This window comes from Pseudarthrobacter sp. B907 (assembly GCF_040137805.1).
Lineage (GTDB): Bacteria > Actinomycetota > Actinomycetes > Actinomycetales > Micrococcaceae > Arthrobacter.
Map to the genome: position 1 here is coordinate 86,338 of NZ_JBEEQE010000013.1, position 24,014 is coordinate 110,351.

Annotated in this window: 21 protein-coding genes and 3 riboswitches; of the genes, 8 read left to right on the plus strand and 13 right to left on the minus strand. The window is 67.7% G+C overall.

Features of this window, described 5'->3' with window-relative positions:
* Positions 1–492: a GNAT family N-acetyltransferase gene (locus ABLI39_RS12340; RefSeq protein ID WP_349413718.1), complete on the plus strand. Its 492-nt coding sequence runs from the start codon at positions 1–3 to the stop codon at positions 490–492.
* An 18-nt stretch (positions 493–510) separates the two neighbouring features.
* On the opposite strand, the gene ABLI39_RS12345 is transcribed toward ABLI39_RS12340, so the two are convergent.
* A complete protein-coding gene (locus ABLI39_RS12345; protein WP_349413719.1) occupies positions 511–1,371 on the minus strand; it encodes an alpha/beta fold hydrolase in 861 nt (286 codons plus the stop codon).
* Between the two features lie 2 nt (positions 1,372–1,373).
* Positions 1,374–2,639 (minus strand): CapA family protein, encoded by a 1,266-nt coding sequence (locus tag ABLI39_RS12350; RefSeq protein WP_349413720.1) that lies wholly within the window; start codon positions 2,637–2,639, stop codon positions 1,374–1,376.
* 81 nt (positions 2,640–2,720) lie between these two features.
* On the opposite strand from ABLI39_RS12350, the gene ABLI39_RS12355 reads away from it, so the two are divergent.
* Positions 2,721–4,733, plus strand: coding sequence for a M3 family metallopeptidase (locus ABLI39_RS12355; RefSeq protein WP_349413721.1), 2,013 nt, complete (start codon positions 2,721–2,723; stop codon positions 4,731–4,733).
* A 208-nt stretch (positions 4,734–4,941) separates the two neighbouring features.
* On the opposite strand, the gene pdxS is transcribed toward ABLI39_RS12355, so the two are convergent.
* The 6 genes from pdxS to ABLI39_RS12385 form a co-directional block, all read right to left on the minus strand.
* Positions 4,942–5,868: a pyridoxal 5'-phosphate synthase lyase subunit PdxS gene (gene pdxS, locus ABLI39_RS12360; protein ID WP_349413722.1), complete on the minus strand. Its 927-nt coding sequence runs from the start codon at positions 5,866–5,868 to the stop codon at positions 4,942–4,944.
* 163 nt (positions 5,869–6,031) lie between these two features.
* Complete coding sequence (pgsA, locus tag ABLI39_RS12365) at positions 6,032–6,670, minus strand: phosphatidylinositol phosphate synthase (protein ID WP_349413723.1); 639 nt, start codon at positions 6,668–6,670, stop codon at positions 6,032–6,034.
* Positions 6,660–7,268: an HIT family protein gene (locus ABLI39_RS12370; RefSeq protein ID WP_349413724.1), complete on the minus strand. Its 609-nt coding sequence runs from the start codon at positions 7,266–7,268 to the stop codon at positions 6,660–6,662. Before ABLI39_RS12370 ends, pgsA begins: the two co-directional genes overlap by 11 nt.
* A gap of 14 nt (positions 7,269–7,282) precedes the next feature.
* Positions 7,283–9,289 carry a threonine--tRNA ligase gene (thrS, locus tag ABLI39_RS12375; RefSeq protein WP_349413725.1) on the minus strand — a complete coding sequence of 669 codons (2,007 nt, stop codon included), beginning with the start codon at positions 9,287–9,289 and terminating at the stop codon, positions 7,283–7,285.
* A gap of 149 nt (positions 9,290–9,438) precedes the next feature.
* Complete coding sequence (locus tag ABLI39_RS12380; RefSeq protein ID WP_349413726.1) at positions 9,439–12,957, minus strand: DNA polymerase III subunit alpha; 3,519 nt, start codon at positions 12,955–12,957, stop codon at positions 9,439–9,441.
* A complete protein-coding gene (locus tag ABLI39_RS12385; RefSeq protein ID WP_349413727.1) occupies positions 12,954–13,283 on the minus strand; it encodes a DUF6504 family protein in 330 nt (109 codons plus the stop codon). Before ABLI39_RS12385 ends, ABLI39_RS12380 begins: the two co-directional genes overlap by 4 nt.
* A gap of 157 nt (positions 13,284–13,440) precedes the next feature.
* On the opposite strand from ABLI39_RS12385, the gene ABLI39_RS12390 reads away from it, so the two are divergent.
* A complete protein-coding gene (locus ABLI39_RS12390; protein ID WP_349413728.1) occupies positions 13,441–13,827 on the plus strand; it encodes a hypothetical protein in 387 nt (128 codons plus the stop codon).
* Positions 13,828–13,843: 16 nt separating this feature from the next.
* Here ABLI39_RS12390 and ABLI39_RS12395 read toward each other — a convergent pair whose 3' ends face one another.
* A complete protein-coding gene (locus ABLI39_RS12395) occupies positions 13,844–14,170 on the minus strand; it encodes a chorismate mutase (RefSeq protein ID WP_349413729.1) in 327 nt (108 codons plus the stop codon).
* 14 nt (positions 14,171–14,184) lie between these two features.
* Between ABLI39_RS12395 and ABLI39_RS12400 the strand changes: the two genes are divergently transcribed.
* Positions 14,185–14,607, plus strand: coding sequence for a VOC family protein (locus ABLI39_RS12400; protein WP_349413730.1), 423 nt, complete (start codon positions 14,185–14,187; stop codon positions 14,605–14,607).
* A gap of 8 nt (positions 14,608–14,615) precedes the next feature.
* Here the strand turns inward: ABLI39_RS12400 and ABLI39_RS12405 are convergent, their stop codons facing one another.
* Complete coding sequence (locus ABLI39_RS12405; RefSeq protein ID WP_349413731.1) at positions 14,616–15,362, minus strand: SOS response-associated peptidase; 747 nt, start codon at positions 15,360–15,362, stop codon at positions 14,616–14,618.
* Between the two features lie 161 nt (positions 15,363–15,523).
* Between ABLI39_RS12405 and ABLI39_RS12410 the strand changes: the two genes are divergently transcribed.
* From ABLI39_RS12410 to ABLI39_RS12420, 3 genes are all read left to right on the plus strand, one after another.
* Complete coding sequence (locus ABLI39_RS12410) at positions 15,524–15,781, plus strand: mycoredoxin (RefSeq protein ID WP_056739948.1); 258 nt, start codon at positions 15,524–15,526, stop codon at positions 15,779–15,781.
* Between the two features lie 120 nt (positions 15,782–15,901).
* A complete protein-coding gene (locus ABLI39_RS12415) occupies positions 15,902–16,987 on the plus strand; it encodes an S-(hydroxymethyl)mycothiol dehydrogenase (protein ID WP_349413732.1) in 1,086 nt (361 codons plus the stop codon).
* Positions 16,984–17,631 carry an MBL fold metallo-hydrolase gene (locus ABLI39_RS12420; RefSeq protein WP_349413733.1) on the plus strand — a complete coding sequence of 216 codons (648 nt, stop codon included), beginning with the start codon at positions 16,984–16,986 and terminating at the stop codon, positions 17,629–17,631. Before ABLI39_RS12415 ends, ABLI39_RS12420 begins: the two co-directional genes overlap by 4 nt.
* A 252-nt stretch (positions 17,632–17,883) precedes the next feature.
* On the opposite strand, the gene ABLI39_RS12425 is transcribed toward ABLI39_RS12420, so the two are convergent.
* The 3 genes from ABLI39_RS12425 to ABLI39_RS12435 all read right to left on the minus strand — a co-directional run bounded on the left by ABLI39_RS12425 (position 17,884) and on the right by ABLI39_RS12435 (position 21,238).
* Positions 17,884–18,762 carry a methylenetetrahydrofolate reductase gene (locus tag ABLI39_RS12425; RefSeq protein WP_349413734.1) on the minus strand — a complete coding sequence of 293 codons (879 nt, stop codon included), beginning with the start codon at positions 18,760–18,762 and terminating at the stop codon, positions 17,884–17,886.
* Positions 18,763–18,851: 89 nt separating this feature from the next.
* Entirely contained in the window at positions 18,852–19,724 is an 873-nt protein-coding gene (gene purU, locus ABLI39_RS12430; protein WP_349413741.1) for a formyltetrahydrofolate deformylase, read from the minus strand.
* Positions 19,725–19,768: 44 nt separating this feature from the next.
* Positions 19,769–21,238 (minus strand): amino acid permease, encoded by a 1,470-nt coding sequence (locus tag ABLI39_RS12435; protein WP_349413735.1) that lies wholly within the window; start codon positions 21,236–21,238, stop codon positions 19,769–19,771.
* Positions 21,239–21,394: 156 nt separating this feature from the next.
* A riboswitch (glycine riboswitch) is annotated at positions 21,395–21,492 on the minus strand.
* Between the two features lie 282 nt (positions 21,493–21,774).
* A riboswitch (glycine riboswitch) is annotated at positions 21,775–21,874 on the plus strand.
* Positions 21,875–21,972: riboswitch (glycine riboswitch) on the plus strand. It begins immediately after the preceding riboswitch.
* A 49-nt stretch (positions 21,973–22,021) separates the two neighbouring features.
* On the opposite strand from ABLI39_RS12435, the gene gcvP reads away from it, so the two are divergent.
* On the plus strand, positions 22,022–24,014 hold a 1,993-nt coding region (gene gcvP, locus ABLI39_RS12440), incomplete at its 3' end, for an aminomethyl-transferring glycine dehydrogenase (protein WP_349413736.1).

A 24,014-nucleotide genomic window follows, 5' to 3' on the forward strand; every position in this document is an offset into this window, starting at 1 on the left:
ATGATCCTGGTTGCCCGCGACAGCCCGGCTCGTCACGACGTCGTGCGTCTCCTGGATGAGCACCTGGCGGACATGTTCGCGACGTCGCCGGCCGAGAGTGTGCACGCCCTCGATCACGGAGCGCTGGCCGGCCCGGACATCACCTTCTGGACGGCGCGCGACAGCGCTGCGCCGGGCGGCGAAGGGCTGCTGGGCTGCGGGGCGCTGAAGGATCTCGGCACGGAGGAGGGTGAGATCAAGTCGATGCGGACGGCGCAGCACGCCCGCGGCCGGGGCATCGCCGCCCTGCTCCTTGGCCGGATCCTGGACGAGGCCAGGCTGCGCGGCTACCAGCGACTGTTTCTCGAAACCGGGTCGCGGGAGTTCTTCGCCCCGGCGCGGAGGCTCTACGCGCGGCACGGCTTCGTCCCGTGCCCGCCGTTCGCCGGTTACCAGCCCGATCCCAACAGTGTGTTTATGACCCTCAGCCTTGCGGACGCCCTCCCCGGCTGACGGTCAGCGCCGCCGGACTCAGGCGCCGGCAACGCTGTTCCGGAGCAGTTCGGTCAACTCCGCCGGGCGGGTCGCCGGCCACCAGTGGCCGCTGTCCACCCGCACCACTGTCAGGTCCTCCACCCAGTCCTCGAGCCCCTCCACCAGGTCCGGCGACAGGAACGGGTCACGGGTCGGCACCACCACCTGCACCGGTATGGTGACCGTGGCGCGTGCGGCCGGCGTGGGCCGGTTGCGGCCGGGTCCGAAGTTGGCCCGGTAGAGGGCCAGCCCGCGGATCGGGTCGTTCCCGACGCCGCGTTTGGCCAGTTGTTCGTAGCGCCGGTTGAGGAACAGCCGCCAGGCGGCCTCGGGCAGCACCGGGACCAGGAAGGCCGCGATGTACCAGCTGCGCATCAACTGCCCGGCCAGCTGGGGCCAGGTGCGCGGGTTCCGGAACCGTGTGCGCACCCAGCGCGCGAAGTGGCTCAGGTCCGGCCCGGAGATGCTCGTATACCGGCTGATCACGGCGGTGGCTCGCGGATCCTGGACGGCGGCCCAGCCCTGGATGGACCCCCAGTCGTGCCCGACGAGGTGGACGCGGGCGGCGCCGGTGGCCGCCAGGACGGCGAACAGGTCATCCACCAGCGCTGCGAGCGTGAAGTCGCCCGGGCTTGCCAGGACGGCGGACGCGCCGGCGTTGCGCGTGTCGTAGGCGATCAGGTGGTGCGTCTCCGCGAGCTCCCGGATGGCAGGCAGGAACACCCGGTGGTCGTCCGGGTAGCCGTGCACGAAGACGAGGGTCGGCACGTCCGGGCCGGGCTGCCGGCCGTATTCGAAGACGGCCAGTTCCGCCCCGCGCGCCGCGACGCTCCGCCGTCGTTCCATCAGGGTGTCCATGCCTACCGCTCCGTCGTGATCAGCAGTTCGTGGGCGCCGGCGGCTGCCGCCCCCATCGATTCGACCACGGTTTTGGTCCGCAGCCGGGTGGCCGCGTCGGCGGCGGCTCCGGCGCAGGGGCCCTGCGGGGCGTCGGTGGCGACCGAGCACCAGCGGTAGGGCCCTCGGACGATGACCGACGGCGCCCAGGCCAGATCCGACGCGGTCCACGTGCCGGCGGCGTCCTGGCTGAACTGGGCCCGGACCAGCAGTCCCTCGTTGTTCACCACGGAGCTCGGCGAGAGTTCGGTGATCCCGTTGCCGAGGCCGTAGACAATCCAGGTTCCCTTGTACCGTTCGATCGGGAGTACCGAGTGGGTGTGGTGGCCGTAGACCATGGTGAACTGGCCGCTGTCCGCCAGGGCGTGCGCGACGCGCTGCTGCTCGGCGTTGGGCACACTCGCGTACTCATCCCCGGCGTGCATCGCGCCCAGGACGATGTCGGCGCCGAGGGATCTCGCCTTTTTGGCCTTGGCGATCATGGCAGCGGGGTCCAGCATGTCCACCTGCCAGGCAGCTTCCGGGACCTGGCCGTTCAGCCCGTAGGTGCCTTCGATCACGGCAATCTTCGCCGCGGCGGTCGGCAGGATCATGATGCCCTGGGAGTCGGCTTCGCTGCGGTAGGACCCGGTGTGCTGCAGCCCGGCGGCGTCGAGGGCGTCCAGTGTGCGGACCAGCCCGGCGGTGCCGCGGTCAACCGTGTGGTTGCTCGCGGTGGTGCAGGCCTGGTAGCCCACCTGCCGGGCAGCGGTGGTGATCTGCGGCGGGACGTTGAACGAGGGGTAGGCGGAGAACGGCCCCGTGGGGCCGGCCACCGGCGTTTCCTGGTGGCAGATCGCCAGGTCGCTCCTCTCGATGTACCTGCGCTGGCCTTCCAGCAGCGGCCCAAAGTCCAGTCCCTTGGCGCCGGTGGCCAGGGCGTCCGCACGCGCCTGCTCCCAGAGCTGGGCGTGGACCAGCATGTCCCCGGTGACCAGGACCGAGGTGCAGCGGACAGCCGCGCAGGCCGGTCCTTTGCCGGGCGTCGGGGTGGGGGTGGGCGAAGGAGTCAGCGAGGCCGACGGCGTCGCGGTTTCCGTGGTGGACCCGGTCGTGGCTGCGCCGCCCGCGGTGGGAGCATTGCCGTCCGGGCGGGCACCGACGCCGCAGGATGCCAGGGAAACTGCCAGGAGGGATGCTGCTGAGACGGCGAGGAGGCGTCCGCGCAGCGTGGAAGGGATGGGTCGCATGCGGCAATCCTACGGTGGGCCAGATCACAACACGCTTAGCGATTCGTTGAGAACTCCGGCCTCACATGAAAGAGTCATTTCATGACCAATCCCCTGTTGAGCCCCAGCCCCCTGCCCTACGGACTGCCGCCTTTCGCGGACATCGAGGTGCCGCACTACGCCGAAGCGGTCGAGGCCGGCCTGGCCGAACACCTCGCCGAGATCCAGGCGATCGTTGCCGATCCCGAGCCTGCGACCTTCGAGAACACGGCGCTGGCGATGGAGCGCTCCGGACAGCTGCTGCAACGGGCCGCGGCGTCCTTCTTCACCCTGGTCTCCGCGGACGCGTCGGAGGAAATCCGCGAACTGGAAACCCGCCTCTCCCCCGGCTTCTCGGCCCACCAGGACGCCGTGTACCTGAACCGTGGCCTGTTCGAGCGCTTCGCCGCCATCAACACCGACCGGCTCGACGCCGAATCCAGCCGGCTGGTGGAGGAGTATCTCAAGGAGTTCCGCCAGTCCGGCATCCAGCTCGATCCGGCAGGCCAGGAACGGCTGAAGGCCATCAACGCCGAACTGTCCACCCTGGGCACCGAGTTCGGCCAGCGCGTCAAAGAAGGCATGAAGTCCGCCTCGCTGCTGCTGGACGACGCCGCCGAACTCGCCGGCCTCCCCGCCGACGACGTCGCCAGCGCCGCCGAAGCCGCGCGCACCGCCGGGCACGAGGGGAAGTACCTCCTCACCCTGATCCAGCCCAGCAACCAGCCGGCCCTGGCCGCCCTGGAGAACCGGGAGGTGCGGCGCCGGCTCTACGAGGCCTCTGTCGGCCGGGGCAGCGGCGGCGGCAGCCTCGACGTGCTGGACCTGGTCAAGGACATGGTCCGGCTCCGCGCCGAAAAGGCCGGCCTGCTCGGCTTCGCCAACTTTGCCGAACTCAGCGTGGACCAGCAGACCGCCCCCGATTTCGAAGCCGTCCAGGCCATGATGAACCGGCTGGCCCCGGCCGCGGTCCGGAAGGCCGACGCCGAGGCCGAGGCGCTGGCTGAGGTCGCCGGCCACCCGCTGGAAGCCTGGGACTGGGCCTTCTACTCGGCCCGGGTGAAGCGCGAACGGTACTCCGTGGACGAGCATGCCCTGCGGCCGTACTTCGAACTCGACCGGGTGCTGAACGACGGCGTGTTCTTCGCCGCCAACGCCCTCTACGGCATCACCTTCCACGAACGCACCGACCTCGCCGGCTACCACCCGGATGTCCGGGTCTGGGAAGTGAAGAACTCCGACGGGACCGACCTCGGCCTGTTCCTGGGCGACTACTACACCCGGGATTCCAAGCGCGGCGGGGCCTGGATGAACTCGCTCGTGGAACAGTCCGGGCTGTTGAACACCCGGCCCGTGGTGATCAACAACCTCAACATCTCCAAGCCGCCGGCCGGCGAGCCCACGCTGCTGACCCTCGATGAGCTGCGGACCACCTTCCACGAATTCGGCCACGCCCTGCACGGGCTGTTCTCCTCCGTGACGTACCCGCGGTTCGCCGGCACGTCCGTCCCGCGGGACTTCGTCGAGTACCCCTCGCAGGTCAACGAAATGTGGATCATGTGGCCCGAGGTGCTGGCCAACTACGCCCGGCACCACACCACCGGCGAACCGCTGCCGCAGGACGCGGTGGACAAGCTCAACGAGGCAGCGCTGTGGGGCGAGGGCTTCGGCACCACCGAGTACCTTGGCGCGGCGCTGCTGGACCTCGCATGGCACGTGCTCGACGGCACCGAAATCCCGGAGGACGCACTGGAGTTCGAGGCCAAGGCCCTGGCCGCGGCCGGGGTGGCGCACAGCCTGATCCCGCCGCGCTACCGGACCGGCTACTTCCAGCACATCTTTGCCGGCGGTTGGTACGCCGCGGGGTACTACTCCTACATCTGGAGCGAGGTGCTCGACGCCGAGACGGTTGAATGGTTCAAGGACAACGGCGGTCTCAACCGGGCGAACGGCGACTTCTTCCGGGCCGAACTGCTCTCGCGCGGCAACAGCCGCGACCCGCTGGAGTCCTTCCGGGCCTTCCGCGGCCGCGACGCCCGGCTCGAACCCCTGCTCAAGCGCCGCGGCCTGGACTGACCCCCGAAGAACGCAAACGACGCCGGCCCGCCACCTGGAGAGGTGACGGGCCGGGCTCGTTCAATCAGGAGCGCAAGGCGCAGGGCGGTGTGATCCGGCAGAGTGCGTAAAAGGGGCCCCGCGCCCCAACCAGCAGCTCAGCTGCCAACGAAGCGCGGGGAATAGCACTCAGAGGATCAGCGCCGTCCGGCGCCCCCAAATGCGCGAATTACCAGCCGCGCTCGGCGAGGCGGTGCGGCTGCGGGATTTCGTCGACGTTGATGCCCACCATGGCCTCGCCCAGGCCGCGGGAGGCCTTGGCAATTTCGTCCGGGTCGTCGAAGAAGGTGGTGGCCTTCACGACGGCGGCGGCGCGCTGGGCCGGGTTGCCGGACTTGAAGATGCCGGAGCCGACGAACACACCGTCGGCGCCGAGCTGCATCATCATGGCGGCGTCCGCCGGGGTGGCGATGCCGCCGGCGGTGAACAGCACCACCGGGAGCTTGCCGGTGGAGGCAACTTCCTTGACCAGTTCGTACGGGGCCTGCAGTTCCTTGGCGGCGACGTAGAGCTCGTCCTCGGGCAGCGCGGCCAGCTTCAGGATCTCGGCGCGGATCTGGCGCATGTGGGTGGTGGCGTTGGAGACGTCGCCGGTGCCGGCCTCACCCTTGGAGCGGATCATGGCCGCTCCCTCGTTGATGCGCCGGAGCGCTTCGCCCAGGTTCGTGGCGCCGCAGACGAAGGGAACGGTGAACTTCCACTTGTCGATGTGGTTAGTGTAGTCGGCCGGGGTGAGGACCTCGGACTCGTCGATGTAGTCGACGCCGAGGGACTGCAGGACCTGGGCCTCGACGAAGTGGCCGATACGGGCCTTCGCCATGACCGGCACGGAGACGGCGTCGATGATCTTGTCGATCATGTCCGGGTCGCTCATGCGGGAGACGCCGCCCTGGGCGCGGATGTCGGCGGGGACGCGTTCGAGCGCCATCACGGCCACGGCCCCGGCGTCTTCGGCGATGCGGGCCTGCTCGACGTTGACGACGTCCATGATGACGCCGCCCTTGAGCATCTCCGCCATGCCGCGCTTGACGCGGCTGCTGCCCGTAACGTTCTTGGCGGACGCGCCGGCTTCGCTGCTTACATCAGGTGTAGACACAAAAACCCCTATGGGTAGATAGATGACCTCACCGGGGCGCGGGCGGCACGCAGACGACAATCTCGCATACACCGGCTCGCACACACCGGATTACCGGGAACCATTGGCCGGTAAGGCTAATACTAGTCCCACGCCACGGCCGGGTTGAATTCCGGTTACAGCCTCAGGCGGCCTGCTCGGTGGCGGTGTCGCGGGCCTCGTCCAGCGACTGCCGGTGCACGGCGGCGATGCGCTGCACCACCGTCACAAAACTGGCCAGGCCGAGCAGGCACAGGGTGGCGAACAGGATCACCGTGGGGAGCCCGACGCCGGTGAGTCCGGTGACCACCAGGACGGACACCAGCCGTTCGGCGCGCTCCGCGATGCCGACGTTCGCGTGGTACCCCAGCGCCTCTGCCTTCGCCCGGGCGTAAGACACCACCATGCCCAGCACCAGGCAGACGACGGCGGCGATGGCGATGGGGGTGTCGGCGCCGCCGGTGAAATACCAGATGGCGACGCCGGCGAACAGCGCGCCGTCGGCGACGCGGTCCAGGGTGGAATCCAGGAAGTTGCCCCAGCGTCCGCCGCGTTCCTGCATCCGGGCCATGATGCCGTCGATGACGTCGGAGAAGATGAACGCGGTGATGAAGAGCGTCCCCCACCAGAGCTGGCCGAGGGGGTAGAACACGAGGGCACCGACCACAACCCCGACGGTGCCGACGATAGTGACGGCATCCGGCGAGACACCGATCCGCAGCAGCCAGCGGGCCAGCGGCGAGAACAGGGCGGTGAAGAAGCCGCGTGCGTGCTTATTGAGCATCCGTCGCCCCGCTCTCGGTCGGCTCCGGCCACGCCTCGGCGACCTGCTGGCGGACCTCGCCGAGCGTCTGGGTGATCGCCTTGGTCTGCGCGATGATCGGGAAGAAATTGCCGTCCCCGCCCCAGCGCGGCACCACATGCTGGTGCAGGTGGCCCGCGACACCGGCGCCGCCGGTCACGCCCTGGTTCATGCCGAGGTTGAAACCGGTGGGGTTGGCGACCTTGCGCAGCACCCGCATGGCCGTCTGGGTCAGCTCGGCGAACTCCGCGGTCTCCTCGACGGTCAGGTCCGTGTAATCGGGAATATGCCGGTACGGGCAGACCAGCAGGTGGCCCGGGTTGTACGGAAAGAGGTTCAGCACCACGTAGCTGGTCCGCCCGCGGTAGACGATCAGGGAGTCGTCGTCCTCGCGTTCGGGCGCAACGCAGAAGGGACAGTCATCCGGGTTCTTGAACTGGTGCTGGCCGCCCTTGATGTAGGCCATGCGGTGCGGAGTCCACAGGCGCTGGAAGGCGTCCGGCACCCCGGCCAGGCCAAAGTCGTCGGTGATGCCCTCGTCGCCCGGGTATCCCGGGACAGCGCCTGTGGTCTCCTGCACGTGCTGCTCCCCCGCTAGCTGGTCCGGTTGCGGACGGCGTCAACGATCCGGCGGACAGCTTCGGCTACGGGCACGCCGTTGTCCTGGCTGCCGTCACGGAACCGGAAGGACACGGCGCCGGCCTCGGCGTCGTCCCCGCCGGCGATCAGCACAAACGGGATCTTGTCCTTGCTGGCGGTGCGGATCTTCTTCGGGAAGCGGTCCGAGGAGATGTCCACCTCGGCCCGGATCCCGGCGGCCTTGAGCTGGTCGACGACGTCGAACATGTAGTCGTTGAAGGCCTCGGCCACGGGGATGCCGACCACCTGGACCGGAGCCAGCCAGGCCGGGAAGGCGCCGGCGTAGTGCTCGGTCAGGACACCCATGAACCGTTCGATCGAGCCGAAGAGGGCGCGGTGGATCATGACCGGGCGCTGGCGGGTGCCGTCGGCGGCCTGGAACTCGAGCTCAAAGCGCTCGGGCAGGTTGAAGTCCAGCTGGATGGTGGACATCTGCCAGGTCCGGCCGATGGCATCGCGGGCCTGCACCGAGATCTTGGGGCCGTAGAACGCGGCTCCGCCCGGATCCGGGACCAGTTCCAGTCCGGATTCCTTGGCGACCTCCTCGAGGGTGCGGGTGGCTTCCTCCCAGACCTCGTCCGAGCCCACGGACTTCTCCGGGTCCTTGGTGGAGAGTTCCAGGTAGAAGTCCTCCAATCCGTAGTCCTTGAGCAGGCCGAGGACGAAGTTCAGCGTCTTGGTGAGCTCGTCCTTCATCTGCTCGCGGGTGCAGTAGATGTGGGCGTCGTCCTGGGTCATGCCCCGGACGCGGGTGAGGCCGTGCACAACGCCGGACTTCTCGTAGCGGTACACGGAGCCGAATTCGAAGAGCCGGAGCGGCAGTTCGCGGTAGGAGCGGCCGCGGGAACGGAAGATCAGGTTGTGCATGGGGCAGTTCATCGGCTTCAGGTAGTAGTCCTGGCCGGGCTTGCGCACGGTGCCGTCCTCGTTGAGTTCCGCATCGATGTGCATCGGGGGGAACATGCCCTCGCGGTACCAGTCCAGGTGGCCGGAGACTTCGTAGAGGTGGCCCTTGGTGATGTGCGGGGTGTAGACGAACTCGTAGCCGGCGTCGACGTGGCGCTGGCGGGAGTAGTCCTCCATGGCCTTGCGGATGATGCCGCCCTTGGGGTGGAACACCGGCAGGCCGGAGCCCAGTTCGTCCGGGAAGGAGAACAGGTCGAGCTCGGCGCCGAGCTTGCGGTGGTCGCGGCGCTCGGCCTCGGCGATCCGCTCCTGGTAGGCCTTGAGGGCTTCTTTCGTGGGCCACGCGGTGCCGTAGATGCGCTGGAGCTGCTTGTTCTTTTCGCTGCCGCGCCAGTATGCCGCGGAGGAGCGGGTCAGGGCGAAGGCGTTGGAGATCAGCTTGGTGTTGGGCAGGTGCGGGCCGCGGCACAGGTCGCACCAGAGAGTGGTGCCTTCCTTGCGCTCCACGTTGTCGTAAATGCTCAACTCGCCGGCGCCCACCTCTACGGAGGAGCCGTCGGCGTCGGAACCGGCGCCCTTGAGACCGATCAGTTCAAGCTTGTACGGCTCGTCCTTCATGGCTTCGCGCGCCTCGTCCTCGGAAACGACCCGGCGGACGAACTTCTGGTTCTGGTTGATGATCTTCTGCATCATCTTTTCCAGGGTCTTCAGGTCCTCCGGGGTGAACGGCTCAGCGACGTCGAAGTCGAAGTAGAACCCGTCGGTGATGTACGGGCCGATGCCGAGCTTCGCGTCGGGGCGCAGCTGCTGCACGGCCTGGGCCATCACGTGGGCTGTGGAGTGGCGCAGCACGTTGAGGCCGTCCGGGGACTCGATGGTGACGCCCTCGACCGTGGCGCCCTCGGGCAGCGGCTGGTCCAGGTCCTTGAGTTCGCCGTTGACGCGGGCTACAACAACGTCGCGGCGCTCAAAAAAGAGTTCCGCGCCGGTGGTCCCGGTAGTCACCTTGGTCTCTTCGCCGTCGACGAGAAGGGTGATCTGCTGGGCATCTGACACGGGTGTCTCCTATTCAAAGTTAAGGCTTCGTAGCTTGTGGCGTACGGGGACCACAGCCAGCCTCGTCCATGCTATCGGGTTCCGGATAGGCCAACCAACGCGGCCCGCCGCCTGTCGACCGGCCGCCGTTCAGCGGGAGTTCGGGGGGGTCAGCCACCCATGCCGGTGATGGCGAGGTGGCGCCGGATGCCGTCCAGCGGGCCCGGTTCGGAGGGTTCCGACGCCGGCGGTGTCCCCGCCCCGCCGGGTCCTCCGGCAGCCGGTGCGGGGAAGGGCAGGGTCTCGGTGCGGCTGAGGTCCCAGGCCATGGAGGCGCTGATGCTGATGCCGCGAGGCCCGGTCCGCCGGGTGGTGCCGCGGATCAGCAGCAACCGGGTCCCGAAGAGCAGCGGGCCGGACTGCTCCTGGGCCTCGTGGAAGAAGACCGAGTCCACGCAGCCGGTGCCGTCGTCGATGCTGATGAACACCACCCGCCGACCGCCGCGCATCGGCGGGGTCTGGGTGGCCACCCGGACCCCGGCCACCAGCACCTCGGTGCCGTTGCGCAGCCCCAGCAGCTGATCCGCCGTCGTGACGCCAAGTTTCTGCAGCAGGGGCCGGTGGCTGGCCATCAGGTGGCCGCTGACATCCAGGGCCATCAGGTCCAGTTCTGCCCGGACAGTCTCCACCAGTGTGGGGGCCGGCAGCCCGGACTTGATGTTTTTGAGCTCGACGTCGCCAAGCGGCAGGGCCAGCTGCCCTTCGATCACTTCGACACCTTTGCGTTGCGCCCTGCCCTGGAGCTTTTGCAGGTGCTGGACCAGGTCAGCCCGGTTGGCGGTTCCGCCGGAGGACCGGTGCAGCGAGTCGAAGGCGCCCAGCTGGGCCAGGCGCTGGATGCTCGGTTTGCTGATCCGGGAGCGTGCCCGCAGGTCCGCGAGGGAGTCATAGGGCTGGCCGGCCACGATCCTCTTGAGCTCGGCCCCGGAGAGCCCGAAAATGCCGTTGATGCTCAGCCGGATGCCGAGCTTGCCCCGGTCCGGACCGGTTTCCACCCGCTCCACCCGGTATTCGGCCTGGCTGCGGTTGATGTCCAGCGGCAGGATGGGGATCCCCAGCCGGCGGGCCTCGGCGACCAGCAGCCGCTTCGGGTACATGCCGGGGTCGTGTTCCCAGAGCCCGGCGAGGAAGGCCTCGGGGTGGTGGGTCTTGAGCCATGCCGACTGGTAGGTGGGCACGGCGAAGGCGGCGCCGTGGGCCTTGCAGAAGCCGAAGCTGCCGAAAGCCTTCAGGGTCCCCCAGACCTTGTCCACTACTTCAGGTGTGTAGTTCCGGATCCGTGCCTCGCGGCGGAAGAACTCCTCCACCTTGGCTTCGAGCATCTCATTGCCGAGGGCGCGGCGGAATTCATCGGCCCGGGCCAGCCCGCACCCGGTCATCACGTCGAAGGTTTTGAGGATCTGTTCGTGGAAGACCGTCACCCCGTGGGTCTCCTGCAGCACCGGTTTGAGGTCCGGGTGCGGGTAGACCTCCGGCGCAAAGCCGTGCCGGTGCTCCAGGAAGGGACGGACCATGTCCGACTTCATCGGCCCGGGCCGGAACAGCGAGATATCGATGATGAGGTCGTTGAATTCCCGTGGAGCCAGCTTGCCGATCAGTTCCCGCTGCCCCGGGGACTCGATCTGGAAACAGCCCAGGGTATGGGTGCTGCGGATCAGCTCATAGGTGGGTTCGTCGTCGAGCGGGACGGCGTTGAGGTCGATCGTCCCGTCCGCGGCGATGTAGTCCGGTCCGGTGCCGTCCGGCCCTGCCGGGTGGCGGCCGGCGGCCACCACCTCGGCCTTGGAGGGGTGCAGCCGGATTACCTCCCGTACCGCGAAGGCCATGGCGCTCTGCATCCGGACGCCCAGGACGTCGAGTTTGAGCATGCCCATCGGGTCCATGTCGTGCTTGTCGAACTGGCTCATCGGCAGGCCCAGGCCGCTGGGCTGCACGGGGGTGCGGTCCAGCAGGGTGGCATCGCCCAGGATCACCCCGCAGGGGTGCATCGAAATATGGCGCGGCAGCCGGTCCAGCCGTTCGGTCAGGTCCACCAGCAGGTCAAGCTGCTGGTTTTCGGTGAAGTCCCGCTGCTCCACCCGGCCGGCGAATTCCTTCAGCTCCGGCTTTTCCACCAGGGCTTCGCGGAAGTTCCGGGCCGAAAACCGCCACAGCTGCTTGGCGATCTCGTCGATGTCACTGCCGTCCATGCCCAGGGCCAGGCCGGCGTCACGGACGGCCCCGCGGGCGCGGTAGCCGTTCTGCATGCTCATCAGGGTCACTCGTTCGGAGCCGAAGCGCTCAAAAATTTTGCGGTAGACGTTGTGCCGCTCAGCGCTTTCGACGTCGATGTCGATGTCCGGGAGGGTGGCGCGGTCCCGGGACAGGAAGCGTTCGAAGATGAGGTCATGCTGCAGCGGATTCACCTGGCTGACGTCGATCAGGTAGTTGACCAGGCTGGAGGCGCCGGAGCCGCGGGCGGCGGCTCGCACCCCCATGTCCAGGATCATCCGGGAAACCTCGGCGACGGTGAGGAAGTAGGAAGCGAAGCCCAGGCCGTCGATGATCCGCAGCTCATGCTCCAGCCGGGCGTGCAGCTCCTCGGCGGCCTTTCCGGCGATGCCCGGGAACCGCCGGCTGATGCCCGCCTCGCAACGCTGGGTGAGCTCCACCAAAGGGTCCCCCGCAATGCCGATCACTGAGGCTTCCGGAACCACAGGCTGCTTCCACCCCATGTCCGTGACCGGATCCATCCGGCACCGGTCCGCGAGCGCCTCGGTGTGCGCCAGCAGGCTTTTCAGGTCCGCGGCGCCGTACCCGGCGGAGTGCATGATTTCCTTACCCAGGCGCAGCATCTGGGCGGAGGATTTCAGCCAGCCTTGTCCGTTGGGTTGCAGCTGCGGCGCGGCGGAAAGTTCGGGCAGGGACTTCAGGGTGCGGGCGGAGTCGAGCACGTCCGCCGTCGCGGCGCCGTCCTCAGCGCAGTACCTTACGGCGTTGCTCAGCACGGCGGGAACGGCGTGTTCCGCGGCGAGCTTGAGCATCCGTACGGCGTGGGCCGTGCTCAGGGGTTCTCCGGGCGGGCTGAGCTGCGAGACGACCTCTGCGGCGATGGTGCCGGCGGGCATGGTCTCCAGCCAGCGTTTGAAAAGGGTGCGGGGCCGGAGGTAGCGCCGACCGCCCATGGAGCGGCCGACGTCGGAGTCCGGGCCGAGCAGGACGGTCAGGACCGGCTTGAGGGTCTGCGGATCCAGGGTGCGCGAGGCCAGCTCCGCCCGGGTCACGGCGACAGGAACCGCCCCGCCGGCCTTGCCCGTGGTGCGGGCATGGGCGTCGGAGACCAGCCGGCACAGTGCCCGGTAGCCTGCGCCGTGGTTCTGCCCGTGCGCTAGCACCACGACGCGTCCCCCGACCTGGGTGCGGAGGTCGCCGTCGTCGTCGAACACCGCGAGGTCCACCCCGACCACAGGATCGAGCCCGGCGGCCATGCAGGCCTTCAAGTGCTTTACGGTGCCGTAGAGCCCGTCGCGGTCCGTGCAGGCGAGCGCCGTGGCCCCGTCCGCGGCGGCGGCAGCGGCAAGTTCATCCGGCCAGGACACCCCGTAGTGGGCGCTGAATGCGGTGGAGACATGCAGGTGGGTGAAGCTCATGCCGACTCGGGCTTCCGGAGATGGGGCAGGGCATCGTGGATCCGCAGCAGCCGCCAGCGCCCGCTGCCTACGTGCCGGCTCAGGTCCAGGGTGAGGGTCCGCTCCGGATTGGCGGCATCGGTAACCTGGACCCGCCAGATCTCGTGGTCCACCAGGCCCGGGCCGCCGCCCAGCGGGGCACGCTGCTCCTCCGCCCACCACTGGCGCCGCTCGAACCAGCGGACCGGCTCGGCGCACACCTCGTAGTGCCGACCGGCCCAGTCGAGGGACCGGGGCTGGCCGTCCGGGGCGCAGGCGACGTCGACAGACTCGCTGAACATGCCCATAACGTCTCCCGGAAAGTGCCTACTCCCGGCCAGAACACGCGTGGGTGAGAACACCGGGATTCGAATATATCTTCGAACACTTCCAGTCTACGACGCCGTGGTGACAAAACATAGATCGGGGGTGGACGGACGCAGGCGCAGGTAGCAGGATTGAGCCATGAGCTCCCACAGCGCACTCCTGAAGCACGTAAGCATCGCCGCCAAGGATTCAACCTTGGTGGCGAAGTTCGATATAGACGGGAATATTCCGAGTTCCGGGGCCTACGTGGTCGGGCTCGTGGCCGCCACTCCTGACCATTCCCACCAGCGCCGAATGGAAATCGAGTTCATGAACGGCGAGGCTGTGTCATTTTTCTGCTTCAGCCATGACGGCACGGAGGAGAACTTTGACCTCAAGGGCGTGGAGCACTCCGGCAACACCATCACCGGGAACTTTCCGCTCAGCACTGTGATGGGCCTGACCAAGGGCCATCTGATGACGGCGTTCAGCGATTGCGAGGGCCGGGACTACCAGGCCAACGTACCCGTCGAAGAGTCGCTTTAAACCGAGGGGGCAGGCCTTAGCTGGAGGCCTTGTACACGTCCAGCTCGAGCCGGATGAAGGCGTCGATCATGGCCCGGTAGGTTTGCTCCACGATTTCCGCGTCAATGTCTTTCTGCTCCGCCGTGGCCTTGACGTGTTCGAGCACCCGCTCCACACGGCCCGGGGCGCGGACCTCGGCACTGTCGGCCTTGAGCGTCCCGGCGATCCGGATCAGCCGTTCGCGCCGGCCGATCAGTGCGACGATCTGCTCGTCCACCTCGTCGACAGCCACCCGCACGGCGGCGAGCTGTTCCTTGTCGGCCTGGGCGTCTTTGTCGTCTCCGTGATTTGTGGACATGTGCATGACAGTATCGAACGATGCAACCACGAGTCGACTTCATCTCATTGGGTGTCCGCAGCGTTGACGCCTCGCGCCGCTTCTACGCCGAGGGCCTCGGCTGGCCCGTCCACCGCGAGGTGCCCGGCGAGGTGGTCTTCCTGCAGGCCAACCACGGGCTCATCCTCTCGCTCTGGGACGCCGGGCAGATGCAGGCCGAGGCGGGGACCGACGCCCCGGCCGGCGTCCCCTGCATCACGCTCAGCCACAACGTCGGCAGTGCGGCGGAGGTGGACCAGGCACTGCGCCAGGCGGAGGCAGCGGGCGCCCTCGTGGTGGCGGCCCCGAAGACCCAGCCGTGGGGCGGGTACACCGGCTACTTCGCCGACCCGGACGGCTTCCGCTGGGAGGTCGCCTTCAACCCCACCTGGACGGTCGACGCCGGCGGTAAAGTCACGGTCTAGGCCCAGCCCTAGAACAGGCTCCCCACGGGCCGGATCAGCTCCGGGGAGTCGTTCCTGACGTTCCCGACGGCGGTGCCCACGGCGTCGATCGTCCAGCCCTCCGCGACGTCATGCGCGCCAGCCCGCACCACCCCCACGAGGGCGGCGGCGTCGTCCGCGTGCGGATCCAGCCAGGTCGCCGTGGTCTTCCGGTCCATCGGCAGCGGAACCCGGTCGTGCAGGGCCGTCAGTTCCGCGAGCATCCCGTCCGCGTAGCCCTCCGGCGGGGAGTCGGTGGTGAGGATCGACGTCGAGAGCAGCCAGCGCCCCGGATCCCCCTCGGCCTTGGACGGGTCTTTCCACCATTCGTAAAGGCCCGCAAAGACCACCGGGCTGCCGTCCTTCGGGTGGACGTAGTAGGGCTGCTTGCCGCGGCCTTCGCCCTTCCACTCGTAGTAGCCATCCGCCGGGACCGCGCAGCGCCGGGAACGGGTGGCTTTGCGGAATGCGGGCTTCTCCAGCACGCTCTCACTGCGCGCGTTGATCATTTTCGAGCCGATGCGCGGGTCCTTGGCCCAGGACGGCACGAGTCCCCAGCGGGCAATGTGCAGTTGCCGCACCGCCTCCCCGTCCACCAGCCGCTCAAGCAGGATCGGCACGTCCGCCGTCGGTGCCACGTTCCACGACGGCGGAATGACCACCTCCTCCTCGAGTTCGGCGTCGAATTCGGCCAGCAGGTCCCCGACGGCCCGGGCCATCACGTAGCGTCCACACATGGCACCAGCATGCCACCGGGAGCCGCTCGGCCGGAATAGCGTCCGGGAATAGCGGGCCGCAGGTTACGGTTATTGGTAGTGACGTACGACTTTTGTCGGCAACCGGCGCTGCCACCCATCACCGGCGAGCAGCGCCGCCAACCAGCTTTGAGGAGAACTTCGTGGACTTCACCCCCGATTCCGGCACCATCACCATGTTTTCGACCACCTGGTGCGGCTACTGCAACCGGCTGAAGAAGCAGCTGGACGCGCAGGGCATCGGGTACACCGAGATTAACATCGAGGAAGTCGAAGGCACCGCCGAACTCGTGGAGCAGCTCAACGGAGGCAACCGCACCGTCCCCACCGTGCTGTTCCCGGACGGCACCGCGGCCACCAACCCCTCCGCGGCCGAGGTCAAGAGCCGCCTCGCGGCCTAACGCCCCCCCTTTTTAGGACACACCCCACCACACCATTTGCGGCGCGGACTCCCGGCTAATCCCAGGAGCCCGCGCCGTGCCGCTTCCCGCCACGGGAGCGGGATGAGAGGAGCCACCCGCATGGTCCACAAAGTCAAAGGCGCCGTCGTCCGGTCCAAAAACGCCCCCGTCACCCTTGAGACCATCCTCGTCCCGGATCCCGGACCCGGCGAGGCCCTGGTGGACGTCCTCACCTGCGGCGTCTGCCACACCGACCTGCACTACAAGCAGGGCGCCATCAACGACGACTTCCCGTTCCTGCTCGGCCACGAAGCCACCGGCGTGGTCAGCGCCGTCGGCCCCGGCGTCACCGAAGTGGCCCCCGGCGACCGCGTGGTGCTGAACTGGCGGGCCGTCTGCGGCGAATGCCGGGCGTGCCGCCGCGGCGAACCGCAGTACTGCTTCAACACCCACAACGCCACCCAGAACATGACACTCGAGGACGGCACCGAACTCTCCGCAGCGCTGGGCATCGGTGCCTTCGCCGAGAAGACCCTCGTCGCCGCCGGGCAGTGCACCAAGGTGGACCCCGACGCCGACCCAGCCGCAATCGGCCTGCTCGGCTGCGGCGTCATGGCCGGCCTCGGCGCCGCCATCAACACCGGCAACGTCAAGCGCGGGGATTCCGTCGCCGTGATCGGCTGCGGCGGCGTGGGTGTGGCGGCCGTGGCCGGCGCCGCGCTCGCCGGGGCCACCACCGTGATCGCGGTGGACATCGACGCCAAGAAGCTCGAACGCGCCAAGGAACTCGGCGCCACCCACACCGTGGACTCCGCCGCCGTCGACCCGGTCGAGGCGATCCGGGAACTGACCGGCGGTTTCGGCGCCGACGTCGTGATCGACGCCGTCGGGCGTCCCGAGACCTATAAGCAGGCCTTCTACGCCCGCGACCTCGCCGGCACCGTGGTCCTGGTGGGCGTCCCCAGCCCGGACATGACCCTTGAACTGCCACTGCTGGACGTGTTCGGCCGCGGCGGCTCCCTGAAGTCCTCCTGGTACGGCGATTGCCTGCCGTCCCGCGATTTCCCCATGCTGATCGACCTCTACCGGCAGGGCCGGCTGGACCTGGATGCCTTCGTCACGGAACGCATCACGATCGACCAGATCGAGGACGCCTTCGAGAAGATGCACGCCGGCGCCGTCCTCCGCTCGGTGGTGGAACTGTGAGCGGCGCTGCCGGCAGCAGCCTGCGGATCGAGCAGCTGGTCACCTCCGGGACGTTCTCGCTCGACGGCGGCACCTGGGACGTGGACAACAACGTCTGGATCCTCGGCAACGAGGAGGAATGCGTGGTGATCGATCCGGCCCACGACGCCGCAGCCGTCGCCGCCGCCGTCGCAGGCCGGACCGTCACAGCCATCCTGCTCACCCACGGCCACGACGACCACATCGCCGCAGTCGGCGAATTCAGCCGCCTGGTCAAGGCTCCGGTTTACCTGCACCGCGACGACTGGATGCTCTGGGACCGGGTCTTCCCCGGGACCGAGCCGGACCACGGCATCGAGGACGGCGACACGTTCGACGTCGCCGGCGCCCGCCTCACGGCGCTGCACACCCCTGGCCATTCCCCCGGCTCCGTCAGCTTCCACTTGGCGGACGAAGGCACCGTCTTCACCGGCGACACCCTCTTCCAGGGCGGGCCGGGCGCCACCGGGCGGTCCTTCAGCGACTTCCCCACCATCATCGCGTCCATAAAGGCCCGCCTGCTCACGCTCCCGGCGGAGACCGTGGTGCGCACCGGGCACGGGGACTCGACGACCATCGGCGCCGAGGCGCCCCAGCTTGCGGACTGGATCAAGCGGGGCCACTGACCCGGTGGGCAGCGGTTCCCTGTTACCCCACTTCGACGTGAATGTGGTCGTCCCGGTGGAACATGCGCCGGCCCTCCGTGCCGTTGAAGAGGACCCACAACACAGATCCGTCCGGCGTGGCACCGTCCACTGTGCCCCGGCCGAGGTACCTCCTGTCGGCGGTGACCCGAACCGGCAGGCCGCGTGGGAGTGCCGCCCAGGGCAGGCGCACACCCCGCGTGGCGACGCCGGCGGCGCCCTCCGGCGTGGCCATCAACCGCGTCCCGGCGATGTGGCTGCCGGCGCTCCGGCACTTTTGGCCATGCCGGCGGCCGCGTACGGTTCGAGGTTGTTGAACGTGTAGAGGTGGACGCCGGCCAAAGCGGGCCGGACCGCCGACAGCTCGGACACGAGGCGTTGGGGAGAATAGTTGCCGCCGTCCAGCAGCCGACGGGCGAGCGGTCCCCTGCGGCTGATGAAGCGCAGGGACGGCCCCACTCCGATCTTGGTTGCCAGGGAGACGAGCTTGGTCCGGGGTACGGATCCGGCGACTCCGGCCCACACCGGCAGCGTGACACCCTCGCGGCGCAGCAACTCCACGTACCAGCCGATCCGCGCACCCGAGAAACACATCTGCGTGACCACGCTGGAGGCAAGATGCTGTTTTTCCAGCAGCGCATCGAGCATATGGAGTTGGCTCTGCTGCGGGTGCCCTTCCGGGTAGCCGGCGACGCCCGCTGCAATGCGCCCGCCGGAGATCTCGGCAATGTCCTCCAGCAGGCGGGCGCTGCTCGGGTAGGGGCCGGCTGCCTGCGCCGCGTCGCCGCCGACGGCGAAGACCTCGGTGACCCCGGCAGCCTCGCAGACTTTGAGGATGCCTGCGAGTTCCGCGCGGCCTTCGAGGCTGCGGGCCGCGAGGTGGGGCACCACGCGGTAACCGAGCTGGCCCAGCTGGACCGCCGTTTGCACGGTGGGCTTGACCCCGTGATGCGGAAGGCAGGTGACCGTGAGTTTCGAGCCCGCCGGGAGGGCCGCCTGAACCCTGGCGACGATGCCGTCGGTGGGAACGATTTCCAGCCGCGTGGGAAGCTGCGGATCACTACCGGCGGGCCGGGTTGAGGGGGAAGTGGACGTAAGAGAATGAACCGTCACGAGGTACTCCAAGGAATAGCCGGCGCAAGGCGCCGGAGCGGACATGCGAAGCCCCGTATGAGGGGGCTTCGCATGATCGTGGGGACGCGTCAGCGAAGGATGACGGTCCTGTTGCCGGAAAGAATGATTCGTCCTTCGGCATGCCAGCGGACGGCGTTCGTCAGGGCTTTGCATTCGGCGTCCCGGCCCACTGCGACCAGGTCAGCGGGGGTGTAGGTGTGGTCCACCTCGATCACCTGCTGGGCAATGATGGGTCCCTCGTCCAGCTCGGAATTGACGTAGTGCGCGGTGGCCCCGACGGTCTTGACGCCCCGGTCGTACGCCTGGTGGTAGGGCTTGGCGCCCTTGAAGCTCGGCAGGAAGGAATGGTGGATGTTGATGGCCCTGCCGGCGAGGCGGCCCGTGAGGTTGTCACTCAGGACCTGCATGTAGCGGGCGAGGACCACCAGCTCCACCTGGTAGCTATCCACCAGTGAGAGCAGCGTTGCTTCGGCGGCGGGCTTGGTTTGCTGGCTCACCGGCACGTGATGGAACGGAATCCCGTGCCAGGTGACGAGATCCTCGTGGTCCTGGTGGTTGGACACGACGGCCACGATCTCCACGGGCAGTTCGCCGATGCGGGCGCGGAAGAGCAGGTCGTTGAGGCAGTGGCCGTATTTGGACACCATGACCAGAATCCTCTCTTTCCGGCCGTGGCGTTCGAGCCGCCAATTCATGTCCCACTCCCCGGCCACCGGAACGAAATCCTGCCGGAGGGCTTCGACGTCAGCGCCCGCACCCGCTGCGACGAAGTGCACGCGCATAAAGAAGTGCTGTTCCTGCCGGTCGCCGAACTGCTTGATGTCGATGATGTTGCAGCCGTGGGCCAGCAGGAATTCAGAGACGGCGTGGATGATTCCGGGTGACTCGGCGCAGTCGAGGGTGAGGACAAATTCCGTGCCGGGCGCCACCGGCTTTTCCAACGCCGGGAGGGAGGACGGGGTGGCGGGTGTGGCTTCTCCGGTGGTCACAGGCTGTCCACCGCCTGGCGTCCGCCTGCAACATCCTGCTCAGACTGAAGTTCGTCCTTGAACGCCTGGTAGCGAGCCAGGTGCGCGGGACGGCGGCGCAGGACGAACCATGCCGCGCCGAGGATGATGAACCAGATGGGCGTCACCAGAAGCGCTGTGAGGGTGTCCGGCTGGGTGGTCAGGGTCCAGAGCACGAAGGCAAAGAAGGCGAAGACCGCCCAGACCATGGGGATGCCGCCGGGCATCTTGAACTTCGAGGCGGCATGCAGGTGCGGGCGGCGCCGGCGGAAGGCGATGTAGCTGGCCAGTATGATCGACCAGACGAAGACGAAGCAGACGGCGGAAACGGTGGTGACCATCTCAAAGGCCTTGCCGATGTTCTCACCGGCGTACATCAGGACCACACCCGCCAGCAGCAGCACGCAGGACAGGAACAGCGCATTCTGGGGAACCTTGCGGCGCGACAGGGCACCGAAACGGACCGGCGCGTCACCTTCCTGGGCCAAGCCGTAGACCATCCGGGACGTGGAGTAGATTCCGGAGTTGGCCGAGGACATCGCCGAGGAAAGGACCACCAGGTTGACGACCGTGGCAGCGGCCCCGAGGCCGGCCAGGGAGAACATGGCGATGAAGGGGCTGTGTCCGGCGGCGAACTGGGTCCAGGGGATGACGGACATCAGGATGATGAGGGCGCCCACGTAGAAAAGCAGTACACGGATCGGGATGGAGTTGATGGCCCGGGGCAGGTTCTTCTCCGGGTCCTTGGCCTCTGCCGCAGTGGTGCCCACCAGTTCGATGCCCACGAAGGCGAACACGGCGATCTGGAAGCCGGCGACGAAGCCCATGAACTCGTTCGGGAAGAAGCCTCCGTGGCTCCACAGGTTGCTGAAAGTAGCGGGTCCGGCGTCGGAGCTGAATCCGCTGAAAATCATGAACAGGCCCACGATAATCAACGCCGCGATGGCGATGATCTTGATCAGCGCGAACCAGAACTCGGTCTCGCCGAAGGCCTTCACCGTGGTCAGGTTCAGCAGCAGCAGGATGGCGACGGTGACCAGTCCCGGTATCCACAGGGGTAGCCCGGGCCAGAGCTCCTGGGAGTATCCGGCGATGGCGATAACGTCGGCGATGCCGGTGATCACCCAGCAGAACCAGTAGGTCCAGCCTGTGAAGAAGCCGGCCCAGGGGCCAAGCAAGTCCGCCGCGAAATCACTGAAGGACTTGTAGTGGAGGTTGGACAGCAGCAGCTCACCCATGGCCCGCATGACGAAGAACAGCATAAAGCCGATGATCATGTAGACGAAGATTACGGAAGGGCCGGCCGCCGAGATGGTCTTTCCCGAGCCCATAAACAGGCCGGTGCCGATGGCGCCGCCGATCGCGATGAGCTGGATGTGCCGGTTGCTGAGCTGGCGCTCAAGGTGGGGGGCTTCAACCGGAGCCGAAGGTGGTCGTTGAATCGTCATAAGGAACTCCATCGTTCAAGTGGCACTTCGGTGCCACGATGATTCGGGTTCCTCCCCGCTCTGTCTTGGACCTGAGAGTTTCCGCGTTCCTGCCCCCGCAGACCCGCTTGCACCTTCGGTGAGCCAGGAACGTGCCTGGCTGCTTTCCAGAGTTGCCTCGCCACGGCGGTACATGGGCCTGAGAGATTCCTGGGGAGGATTTGCTCCTACGGCGCCTGCTGTATGTACCGGCAGGACTCTCCCGCCGCAGATCATAGGCATGTTCATTTGTGAATGTTACCGACGGCCCTGTGGCGTGGAGGTTAGCTCCGAACAAAGCGCGCCGTCGTGGGTGCGGTGCCCCGAATGTGCCGGGACCTGCACCCACCATGGCCGGATCACCCTCGAAGGACATCGTCCGGCCGACTCAGTGTGTGATGGATCACTCGGGAAAGTCAAGCCCCGCAAATGTGACATTGCCCGGCGGCCGCATTGTTGCCTCTCCCCGGGATGGCGTGTACGGTGTGAGGCGAATCACCACATTCGAATATGCCTTTCGAGCCGTGGCGGGAGAGTCCTCCCCGTCACCAACGGGCAGGCGCCGTAGGAGCAAATCCTCCCCAGGAATCTCTCAGGCCCATGTACCGCCGCGGCGAGGCAACTCTGGAAAGCAGTCAGGAAAGTTCCTGGCTCACCGACGGTGCAAGCGGACAACGGTCCGCGGAATCTCTCAGGTCCAATACAGAGCGGGGAGGAACCCGGTCCCTTCCGGCGCCTTGCGCCGGCCAAACCTTGGAGTTCCTCTTGACGGTTCAATCTCTTTCATCCAATTTCGCTGACCGCCATATTGGCGCCCGCCGCGAGGCCGACGTCGACACCATGCTGAAGGCTGTCGGCTACGACAGTGTCGACGGCCTGGTCGATACTGCTGTCCCCGATTCCATCCGCCAGGAAAAGCCCCTCACCCTGGCCGCGGCGCTGAGCGAAGTCGAAGTCCTCGCCGAGCTGCGCAATCTGGCCGCCAAGAACAAGACCGCCGTGCAGATGATCGGCCAGGGCTACTACGACACCGTCACCCCGGCCGTGATCCGCCGCAACATCCTCGAAGCCCCGGCCTGGTACACCGCGTACACGCCGTACCAGCCGGAAATTTCCCAGGGCCGGCTTGAGGCGCTGCTGAACTTCCAGACCATGGTCCAGGACCTCACCGCGCTTCCGGTTGCCAACGCCTCCCTCCTCGACGAGGCCACCGCCGTCGCCGAGGCCGTGCTGCTGATGCGACGGGCGAAGAAGACCGTAGGTCAGAAAACAGGCGCCCACGACGGTAAAACCGTCCTCGACGCCGATTGCCTCCCGCAGACCATCGCCATCGTCCGGGGCCGCGCCGAGGCCCTCGGCTTCGAGGTTGAGGTCGCCGACCTATCCAAGGGCCTGCCCGAGGGCGTCATCAACGGCGTTGTGCTGCAGCAGCCGGGCGCCTCCGGCCGGGTTTGGGACCAGTCCGGTGTGATCGCCGAGGCCAAGGAGCGCGGCGCACTGGTCACCGTGGCCGCGGACCTGCTGTCCCTGACCCTCATCACTCCCCCGGGCGAGCAGGGCGCGGACATCGCCGTCGGCTCGACCCAGCGCTTCGGCGTGCCGCTGTTCTTCGGCGGCCCGCACGCCGCCTACATGGCGGTCCGCGAGGGCATGGAACGCACGCTCCCGGGCCGGATCGTCGGCGTCTCCAAGGACAACGCCGGCATCCCCGCCTACCGCCTGGCGCTGCAGACCCGCGAGCAGCACATCCGCCGCGAGAAGGCCACCTCCAACATCTGCACCGCCCAGGCGCTGCTGGCCATCGTGTCCTCTTTCTACGCCGTCTACCACGGCCCGGACGGGCTGAAGGCAATCGCCGAGGCCGTCCACAACAACGCCCGCGCCCTGGCCGCCACACTGAAAATTGCCGGCCGCGAACTGGCAAGCGACTCCTTCTTCGACACCCTCACGGTCCGGGTGCCGGGCAAGGCCACGAAGGCTATCGCCGCCGCCGAGGCCCGGGGCATCAACCTGCGGCTCATCGACGCGGACACAGTTGGCGTGTCCGTCGATGAAACCACGACGCCGGAAGTCCTCTCCGCTGTGGTCGTCGCCTTTGGCGCCGGTCCGCTCGTGGAGGCCAAGGGCTTCGAGCTGCCCGACTCGGTGCTGCGCACCTCCGACTACCTGCAGCACCCGGTCTTCAACACCCACCGCTCCGAGACCCAGCTGCTGCGCTACATCCGCCGCCTCTCGGACCGGGACCTCGCACTGGACCGCACCATGATCCCGCTGGGTTCCTGCACCATGAAGCTGAACGCCACGGCCGAGATGGAAGCCATCTCCTGGCCGGAGTTCGCCTCCATCCACCCCTTCGCGCCGGACTCCCAGACCGAAGGGTGGCGCGAACTCATCAGCGGCCTCGAGGCTGACCTCGCCGAAATCACGGGCTACGACCAGGTCTCCATCCAGCCAAACGCCGGCTCCCAGGGTGAACTCGCGGGCCTGCTCGCGATCCGCGGCTACCACCTCTCCCGCGGCGATGCCCAGCGCAACGTCTGCCTGATCCCGGCCTCGGCGCACGGTACCAACGCCGCCTCCGCGGTGCTGGCCGGCATGAAGGTCGTCGTGGTGGCGACAGCTTCGGACGGCACGATCGACCACACGGACCTGCAGGCAAAGATCGAGCTGCACAAGGACGTGCTCTCGGCGATCATGATCACCTACCCGTCCACGCACGGCGTCTACGACGCCGACGTCCGCGAAGTCTGCGACGCCA

Bases quoted from the DNA above. Each gene is read 5' to 3' on its own strand.
- ABLI39_RS12415 (WP_349413732.1), top strand. From the start codon at position 15,902: ATGGTCCACAAAGTCAAAGGCGCCGTCGTCCGGTCCAAAAACGCCCCC.
- ABLI39_RS12345 (WP_349413719.1), bottom strand. From the start codon at position 1,371: ATGGACACCCTGATGGAACGACGGCGGAGCGTCGCGGCGCGCGGGGCG.
- ABLI39_RS12380 (WP_349413726.1), bottom strand. From the start codon at position 12,957: ATGAGCTTCACCCACCTGCATGTCTCCACCGCATTCAGCGCCCACTAC.
- ABLI39_RS12385 (WP_349413727.1), bottom strand. From the start codon at position 13,283: ATGGGCATGTTCAGCGAGTCTGTCGACGTCGCCTGCGCCCCGGACGGC.
- ABLI39_RS12340 (WP_349413718.1), top strand. From the start codon at position 1: ATGATCCTGGTTGCCCGCGACAGCCCGGCTCGTCACGACGTCGTGCGT.
- ABLI39_RS12355 (WP_349413721.1), top strand. From the start codon at position 2,721: ATGACCAATCCCCTGTTGAGCCCCAGCCCCCTGCCCTACGGACTGCCG.
- ABLI39_RS12390 (WP_349413728.1), top strand. From the start codon at position 13,441: ATGAGCTCCCACAGCGCACTCCTGAAGCACGTAAGCATCGCCGCCAAG.
- pgsA (WP_349413723.1), bottom strand. From the start codon at position 6,670: ATGCTCAATAAGCACGCACGCGGCTTCTTCACCGCCCTGTTCTCGCCG.
- ABLI39_RS12395 (WP_349413729.1), bottom strand. From the start codon at position 14,170: ATGCACATGTCCACAAATCACGGAGACGACAAAGACGCCCAGGCCGAC.
- ABLI39_RS12400 (WP_349413730.1), top strand. From the start codon at position 14,185: ATGCAACCACGAGTCGACTTCATCTCATTGGGTGTCCGCAGCGTTGAC.
- ABLI39_RS12350 (WP_349413720.1), bottom strand. From the start codon at position 2,639: ATGCGACCCATCCCTTCCACGCTGCGCGGACGCCTCCTCGCCGTCTCA.
- ABLI39_RS12435 (WP_349413735.1), bottom strand. From the start codon at position 21,238: ATGACGATTCAACGACCACCTTCGGCTCCGGTTGAAGCCCCCCACCTT.
- ABLI39_RS12405 (WP_349413731.1), bottom strand. From the start codon at position 15,362: ATGTGTGGACGCTACGTGATGGCCCGGGCCGTCGGGGACCTGCTGGCC.